A 7,497-nucleotide genomic window follows, 5' to 3' on the forward strand; every position below is an offset into this window, starting at 1 on the left:
ATTTGCGACTTCCTTATGTTAACATTTTCATCTTTCAATGTCAACTAAGTTTTTTATTTCGTTTGTCGCTTTCGACGTTATTGTCATCGGCGACTTGTTCTATATTACACCCCTGTAGATCAATCGTCAATACCTTTTATCTTTTTTATTTTATAAATCATAAAAGCTTTGCCCCCTCTTAATTTCTAACACATCCTTAGAACTTCTTAAACTTATGTATTCAAATTAACAATCTGCAGCCTACACTCTCTAACTTAATACTAATACTTTTCTAAAGAATGAATGTGAGACCAAGTAAATATATATTAAGGATAGTATTTTTTCTTTTAGTACGTTCTCCCTCCTGCTCATCTCTAGGGGGATTATAAATAAAACACTTCTCTTCTTTACCTTTAAAAAAGGGAAAGAAATCTAATACCCTTAGGAGGCGTTATGAAATGCATGTTAATAAAAAGATAATTTATGTATCCCATGATGCCCATTTCCACGGAGCACAGCTACTTTCTTTACATACTATTAAGGCTCTTAAAGAAAACTTTGATTACTCTGTTGCAATTATTTCTATTGGATCCGGTATTTTAATTCCCGATTTTCAAAAGTACGGTCCTGTTTATTGTCTCGAGCAAGGTTATCAAACAGAAGAAAAGGTCGAATTATTAATAAAGGATTTATTATCACAGAATTTTACCCTCGCCATATGTAGCACTGTCATAAGTGGCGATATCGTCGCATTACTAGCTAGACACAATATAAAAGTTGTTTCATTAATACATGAATTACCGCATTTAATACAACAGTACTCTGCTGAAGGGAAAGCTAAAAACATCGCTGAATTTGCTTACAAAGTTGTCTTCCCTTCACAATACGTATATGAAAAATTTCGTACAATCACTGAATTGGATCCTCAAAAATGTCACATTCTCCCTCAAGGTTTGTTTAACCACAATCCTTATAAGAACAATATTGCAAAAGCCAGAAATGAGTTACGTAAGAAGCTTAACCTGCCTCTAGATAGCAAAATCATCTTGGGTGTAGGCTTCGCAGATTATCGGAAAGGGATAGATTTATTCTCACTTATCTCTTACTCAGTAAGAAAGACTCACAAGGATATTCATTTCATTTGGGTAGGGAGAACAGACGTTCAATTCCTGAATACACTGCCCCCTAAATATAAAGCACATTTCACATTAGTCGATCCTACTCTCGATATCGGATTATATAACGCCGGGGCTGACTTATACTTATTAACTTCAAGGGAAGATCCTTTTCCAAATGTTGTTTTAGAAGCATTGGATGCAAAACTTCCTGTTATAGGTTTTAAAAATGCTGGAGGTTTTGAAGATGTTGTTACAGAAAAAACTGGTGCCTTAGTAGACTTTTTAAATTTACCCAAAATGCTAGAAAAAATATATGAATTTATTCATGATGAGGGATTACGATTACAAAAGGGAAGCTTTGGCCAAGAACTTATCGAAAAAAACTTCAATTTTCTTAATTACATTTATCAATTACTAGATCTTCTCGAACATAATTACAAAAAGGTAAGTGTAATCATACCGAACTATAATTATGAAAAATACTTACCTGATCGAATCGAATCGATATTAAACCAAACCTACCCTCTTTACGAACTAATTTTCTTAGACGATGCCTCCACTGATCATAGCGTATCAACTTTTAAAAAGCTGCTCTCAAAAGAAAATAAGACCCACCTGAAGGTTCAACAGATTATTAATGATAAAAACTCTGGTTCTGTATTTAAACAATGGATAAAAGGAGTCTCTGCAGCAACTGGTGATTATATTTGGATCGCAGAGGCCGATGACTTATGCGATAAGACATTTTTACAAGAGGTGATACAGGGGTTTTATATAAATAACAATATTACCTTAAGTTACACACAATCAAAACAAATAGATGAACAAGGAAATGTATTGGCTAATCATTATTTAAATTACACAAATGATATCGATAAAGAAAAATGGAAAGCCCCCTATTTTCGAAAAGGAGTCGAAGAAATACAAGATACGTTACTTATCAAAAATACTATACCTAATGTTTCAAGTGTAGTTTTTAAAAATATAGATATGAAGAAAACAGAAAAACAGTTAGAGAAGTTCAAAATAGCTGGTGACTGGTTCTTCTATGTTTCTCTTCTTACAGAGGGAGATATTCACTTCAATCCAGCCCCCTTAAACTATCATAGACGACATTTAAATAGCGTAACGAGAACAGAAGATTCATACTCCCATTACAATGAAGTTGTGCAAATGCAAAATTTCATTAAAGAAAGATTTACTATCGACGACATTTCTAAAATGAAAATGTATACATATAGAAAGTATCTTAAAGCATACTTAAAAATTTAAACATGTGCTTTCTATGCCATCAATATCTCTTTTAAGTTGCTACTATTACTCAAGGGAGGAATACTCTTTGAAAGACTTTATAGAGGAACATAAAGATTTAATTTCTCAAATCGCACACAGCTATAATGTAAATGCAAGTATCCATCCTGAGGATCATATCTTTCAGTTCATTGTCACTAATCCCGTCTTCCCATCAAAAAAAGAAGCGATAGATTACTACTTTAAAGATGGGCAAAACTCAGCAAAAATACTCTTAAACTTAATTACTTCCCTTTATCCTCCTACAGGCAATCCAAATCAATTGTTAGAATTTGCATCCGGATACGGCTGCGTAACACGTCATTTATTAAATCTACAAACGGATTTGAGTATAACCGCTTGCGATATACACGAAGAGGCCATTTCCTTTATTGAAAACAAATTAAATAATTCTTCTATATTATCTCATCCTGAGCCTGAACAGTTAAAATTGGACTCCTCTACGTACGATATCGTTTTTTGTCTATCCTTTTTCTCTCATATGCCTGATACAACTTGGTTTCGTTGGCTACAAACATTGTATAACGCTGTTTCACCTGGTGGTTTATTCATTTTCACAACCCATGGCTATCAAAGCAAAAAATACTTTGGGTTTCCAAATTTAAATGAAAAGGGCTATTGGTTTCTCTCTTCTAGTGAACAATTTGATTTAGATGTGAATCAATACGGACAAACGATAGTTAGTCCCTCTTACGTGTGTGACAAAATTAAATTATTACCCCATAACCCAATTATCAAAAAGTATACTGAAGGATTTTGGTGGGAACATCAAGACCTTTGGGTTATAGAAAAAGAAATAAAATAATAACCCACGCTCTGCTTATATACAAGTAGAGCGTGGGTTATTATTTTTTACTACATAAGAACTCTTCAATCCATAGCTTATTTAATCTAATCCCATGTTTAAAATCTATTTTAGGTTCCCAATTCAATTCTTGTTTTACCTTATCAATATTTAAAATGATTTTTTGAACGTTCTCTTGTTTTTGTTTGTAACAGATAAAATCCACTTTTCTTTCTGTTATTTTCTCTAATTCCACTATAATTCGTTTTAAAGAAAGACCTTTGCCACTCCCTATGTTGTATACGCAAGATTTCAATTGATTTAATTGTGCTAGTTGTATAGTAATTTCAACTAAATCATCGATATAAATATAATCTCTAATAATCTCCTCTGGATTCCCATATATATGAATCCTTTCATTACTGAGATGCTGGTACAAAAAACAATTTATCGCCCCAACTTTTTTTAAAGGGTTTTGGTATTTTCCATACGGATTAGAATATCTACATACAACATAATCTATTCCATATTTTTTCTTATAAAAATACAAATAATTCTCCAGCGAAACTTTTGTTATTCCATACGGGGAAAGTGGTCTTAATGGATGTTTCTCATCAATAGGCAAATATTCAGGTTCACCATAAACTGTGCCTCCCGAAGAAGCTAATATAATTTTTTTAATACAAAATTCTTTAACACTTTCCATGAAATTAAGAAAAAATAGACTGCTATTAATATCGCCAAAAACGTCTTCAATTGAAGTTGCTACGTTAGACGTCGCAGCTAAATAAATAATAATATCTATATTCACTAAAGCCTTATATATATCCTTAACATTTTCTAAATCACCTTTAATAAATTCAACTTCACTTATAATATTTTGAGGAAAATTATTTATATGTCTGGAAAATACTTTTACATTTTGTCCCTGTTTCAATAAACCCAATGCGAGGTTGATACCAATGAAACTATTTCCACCTACTATTAAATAATTATTCTTCCTCATAATATCATCTCTCTAGTAATAAATTTTTCCTATCGTCAAACTTAAAAATATACACAAATAAACTGGATCATTTTGATTATTCATCCTCTTATCATTGTATGTTTGTTATAAATTTTCATTATCTTTATTTTCTATTTTCATTTTAGAATAGCTTCCTTATTAAGGTTGACTGCAAAAACAATCATAATATTTACTCATCCCCATGAATATATTTAATAAACAATCCTCACTTGTTTAACCCATAAAAAAACTTCTAAATACACAAGGTTCTCAAAAAAGGAGTGCGAAACTCATGAAAAATATAAATCAAGAACTTTTAAATCATGTAATCCTACATAAAGATCGAATTCCCCATTACCATAAAGACTTTCCCCTTATACTATTTTGGAGTCATAGAAGCGGATGCACCTCATTAGCTAATTGGTTCTTTTTTCAAATTGGATTATTTACTGAAGCAAAGAAATACAATGACTTTATTCATTACTATGAGTTCTGGGTGTATAAAAACAGTACAAATTACATTCAACAATTACAAAATAGTCTTCTAGAGGCTAAAAAAAATGTTTGTAAACTTGTACGAAATCCTTATACAAGGGCTGTCAGCTCATTTTTATTACTTGCTGACAATCCATATGCTAGCCCACAATGGGAGAGCATCCGTCATTATTTTTATAATGATAAATATAGTAATCAAGGAATATCATTTAAACAATTTTTATATTACGTTCAGGCATTCGGTTCCAATTCCCTAGCATTAGATATACATTTTAGTCAACAATACGTCCCTGGTGAAGAAAACTTCATTCAATGCTATATTCCTTTAGAAGATTTTAATACACAAATCACCAAAATAGAACACATGTACGATTTAACAAAATCTAATTTAGCACTTCTTACAAATTCAGATCATCATCGCGCTCACAAGATGATTTATGCAGGAAGCTATGCAGAACTTAGCATTACAGATCCAGGCTTTCCCCGATTTCCAACATACGAAAGCTTTTATGATAAAGAAACTATGGACTTAGTTACAGAAATATACGCACAGGATTTTGAAATGTACCCATACACGAAAGGGATGTTTTAAGTCTATACATTTTTCCACGAATAAAAGCTGATACATCGCATAGCATAAAGTGAAACTTTAATTCGAGTGGGAGTTAATTATTCTCTTTCCCTAATCGTAATTTTAAGAGATACCTAACTTTCACCCATTTCCTTTGATTTCGCTGATTGTTGACGTGTATCATATTTTCCATACATAAATTGCATTTATTAACATAGGAGGGATATTGTGTGGAAATCAATTTGAAACACAATAATGGGTACTGCGTTATTTGCGAAAAGAAAGCTACATTTATAGAGCATAATGATTGGCTTAGAGATCATTATTTATGTTCTACATGTAACTCTATACCAAGGCAGCGAGCTTTAATCCATGCTTTACATACATTTTTTCCAAAATGGGATTCCTATAATATTCACGAATCCTCTCCTGGAGGAATTACGACTCAGCTACTATTAAAAAACTGTAAAAACTATACTTATTCTCAATACTTTAAAAATTATCCTCTTGGCCAATACTTTCAAGGTATTAGATGTGAAAACTTAGAAGACATGACTTTTGAAAATGAATCTTTTGATTTATTCATTACTCAAGACGTTTTTGAGCATGTAATGACACCAAACAAAGCCTTTAAAGAAATAGAACGAGTATTAAAACCTGGCGGTGCTCATGTATTTACTGTCCCTTGGTATCATACACTCACAAAAACTGTGCAAAGAGCAAAAATGAATAAAGAGGTGATTGAATATATTGAAGAGCCCATTTATCATGGAAACCCTATTGATGAGAATGGATCTTTAGTAACGTTCGATTGGGGGCAGGATATGATTGAATATATTTATACACACGCAAATATGTATACAATTGTTTATTTACCAAAGGATAGATCACTAGGGCTAGATGCTGAATTTTTACATGTTTTTATTAGTAAAAAATATGTAAAAAATTTCTAAATACTATATAATTCAGTGATTTAATAAATCAATAGTAACTTCCCACTACTTGAACTACGAATAATATAAGGGGGATATAACTTGAAAATAATCGCTTTTTACTTACCACAATTCCATCAAATAAAAGAAAATGATCGATGGTGGGGGGAAGGATTTACTGAATGGACAAATACTAAAAGTGCACGACCTTTATTTTCAGGACATTATCAACCTAGGGAACCTTATCAAGATTTTTATTACGACTTAACTACCCCCTCCGTAAGAAAGTGGCAAGCAAAAATCGCTAAAGCATACGGGATATATGGTTTTTGTTATTATCATTACTGGTTTAAGGGAAAAAGACTATTAGAAACACCCTTTAATGAGGTATTAAAGATGAAGGAACCTGACTTCCCTTTTTGTCTTTCTTGGGCAAATGAACCATGGACAAAATCTTGGGATGGTCTCGATAAACATATATTAATGCCTCAAGACTACGGAGATATATCTGATTGGAAGGAACACTTTGATTATTTATTACAGGCTTTCCAAGATGAGAGATATATTTATATAGATGATAAACCTCTATTCATTATTTATCGTCCAGGACATATTCCTGATTGTGAAAAAATGCTTAATTACTGGAATGCATTAGCGCGAGAAAATGGTTTAAAAGGTATATACTTTGCTGAAACATTAAACAGTTTTCCACTACCTAATATAAATGGATTTGATGCTAGCATTCAGTTTGAACCTTTCTATACAATTGCCCATGATAGCTCTTCAGACATAAATAAGGTAATATATGATTCTGATATGCAATTAAATGTTTGGGACTACGATAAAGTATGGATGTATATATTACAACGATCGCTCCCAAAGAAAAAAACATTTCCTGGTGCTTTTGTTGATTGGGATAATACTGCACGACGTAAAAACGCGAATAGTAGCATCTTTGTAGGTTCTACCCCTGAAAAGTTCACCATATATTTAAGCAAGCAAATTCATCGGACTTACTCTTTTTATAACAGCGAGTTTTTATTTATTAACGCATGGAACGAGTGGGCGGAAGGAACTTACTTAGAACCAGATAAAAAATATGGATTTTCTTATTTAGAAGGGGTTAAAAATGCAATTGATAGAGGTATGAAAGCATACAAAAAAGACGAGTCATTCTGACTCGTCTTAAGCTTGCTTGGCGACGTCCTACTCTCACAGGGACAAGGTCCCAACTACCATCGGCGCTAGAGAGCTTAACTTCCGTGTTCGGTATGGGAACGGGTGTGACCTCTCTGCCATCA

6 protein-coding genes and 1 rRNA gene are annotated in these 7,497 nt (G+C 32.5%); 5 read left to right on the forward strand and 2 right to left on the reverse strand.

What is annotated here, in order from left to right; all coding sequences use genetic code 11:
- Positions 1-437 precede the first annotated feature (437 nt).
- Complete coding sequence (locus ACTFRY_RS29535) at positions 438-2,369, forward strand: glycosyltransferase (protein ID WP_098617129.1); 1,932 nt, start codon at positions 438-440, stop codon at positions 2,367-2,369.
- A gap of 67 nt (positions 2,370-2,436) precedes the next feature.
- On the forward strand, positions 2,437-3,213 hold the full coding sequence (locus ACTFRY_RS29540) for a class I SAM-dependent methyltransferase (protein ID WP_000651235.1): 777 nt from the start codon (positions 2,437-2,439) through the stop codon (positions 3,211-3,213).
- A gap of 40 nt (positions 3,214-3,253) precedes the next feature.
- Here ACTFRY_RS29540 and ACTFRY_RS29545 read toward each other — a convergent pair whose 3' ends face one another.
- Positions 3,254-4,198 (reverse strand): NAD-dependent epimerase/dehydratase family protein, encoded by a 945-nt coding sequence (locus tag ACTFRY_RS29545; RefSeq protein ID WP_098617130.1) that lies wholly within the window; start codon positions 4,196-4,198, stop codon positions 3,254-3,256.
- 292 nt (positions 4,199-4,490) lie between these two features.
- Between ACTFRY_RS29545 and ACTFRY_RS29550 the strand changes: the two genes are divergently transcribed.
- The 3 genes from ACTFRY_RS29550 to ACTFRY_RS29560 all read left to right on the forward strand — a co-directional run bounded on the left by ACTFRY_RS29550 (position 4,491) and on the right by ACTFRY_RS29560 (position 7,375).
- Entirely contained in the window at positions 4,491-5,285 is a 795-nt protein-coding gene (locus ACTFRY_RS29550; protein ID WP_044797757.1) for a sulfotransferase family 2 domain-containing protein, read from the forward strand.
- Positions 5,286-5,494: 209 nt separating this feature from the next.
- On the forward strand, positions 5,495-6,217 hold the full coding sequence (locus ACTFRY_RS29555; protein WP_098617131.1) for a class I SAM-dependent methyltransferase: 723 nt from the start codon (positions 5,495-5,497) through the stop codon (positions 6,215-6,217).
- An 81-nt stretch (positions 6,218-6,298) separates the two neighbouring features.
- On the forward strand, positions 6,299-7,375 hold the full coding sequence (locus tag ACTFRY_RS29560; protein WP_016119031.1) for a glycosyltransferase WbsX family protein: 1,077 nt from the start codon (positions 6,299-6,301) through the stop codon (positions 7,373-7,375).
- 14 nt (positions 7,376-7,389) lie between these two features.
- Here ACTFRY_RS29560 and rrf read toward each other — a convergent pair.
- A 5S ribosomal RNA gene (rrf, locus tag ACTFRY_RS29565) occupies positions 7,390-7,497 on the reverse strand; the annotation flags it as partial.

Origin of the sequence: Bacillus cereus group sp. MYBK195-1 (assembly GCF_051916605.1) — a bacterium.
Classification (GTDB): domain Bacteria; phylum Bacillota; class Bacilli; order Bacillales; family Bacillaceae_G; genus Bacillus_A; species Bacillus_A cereus.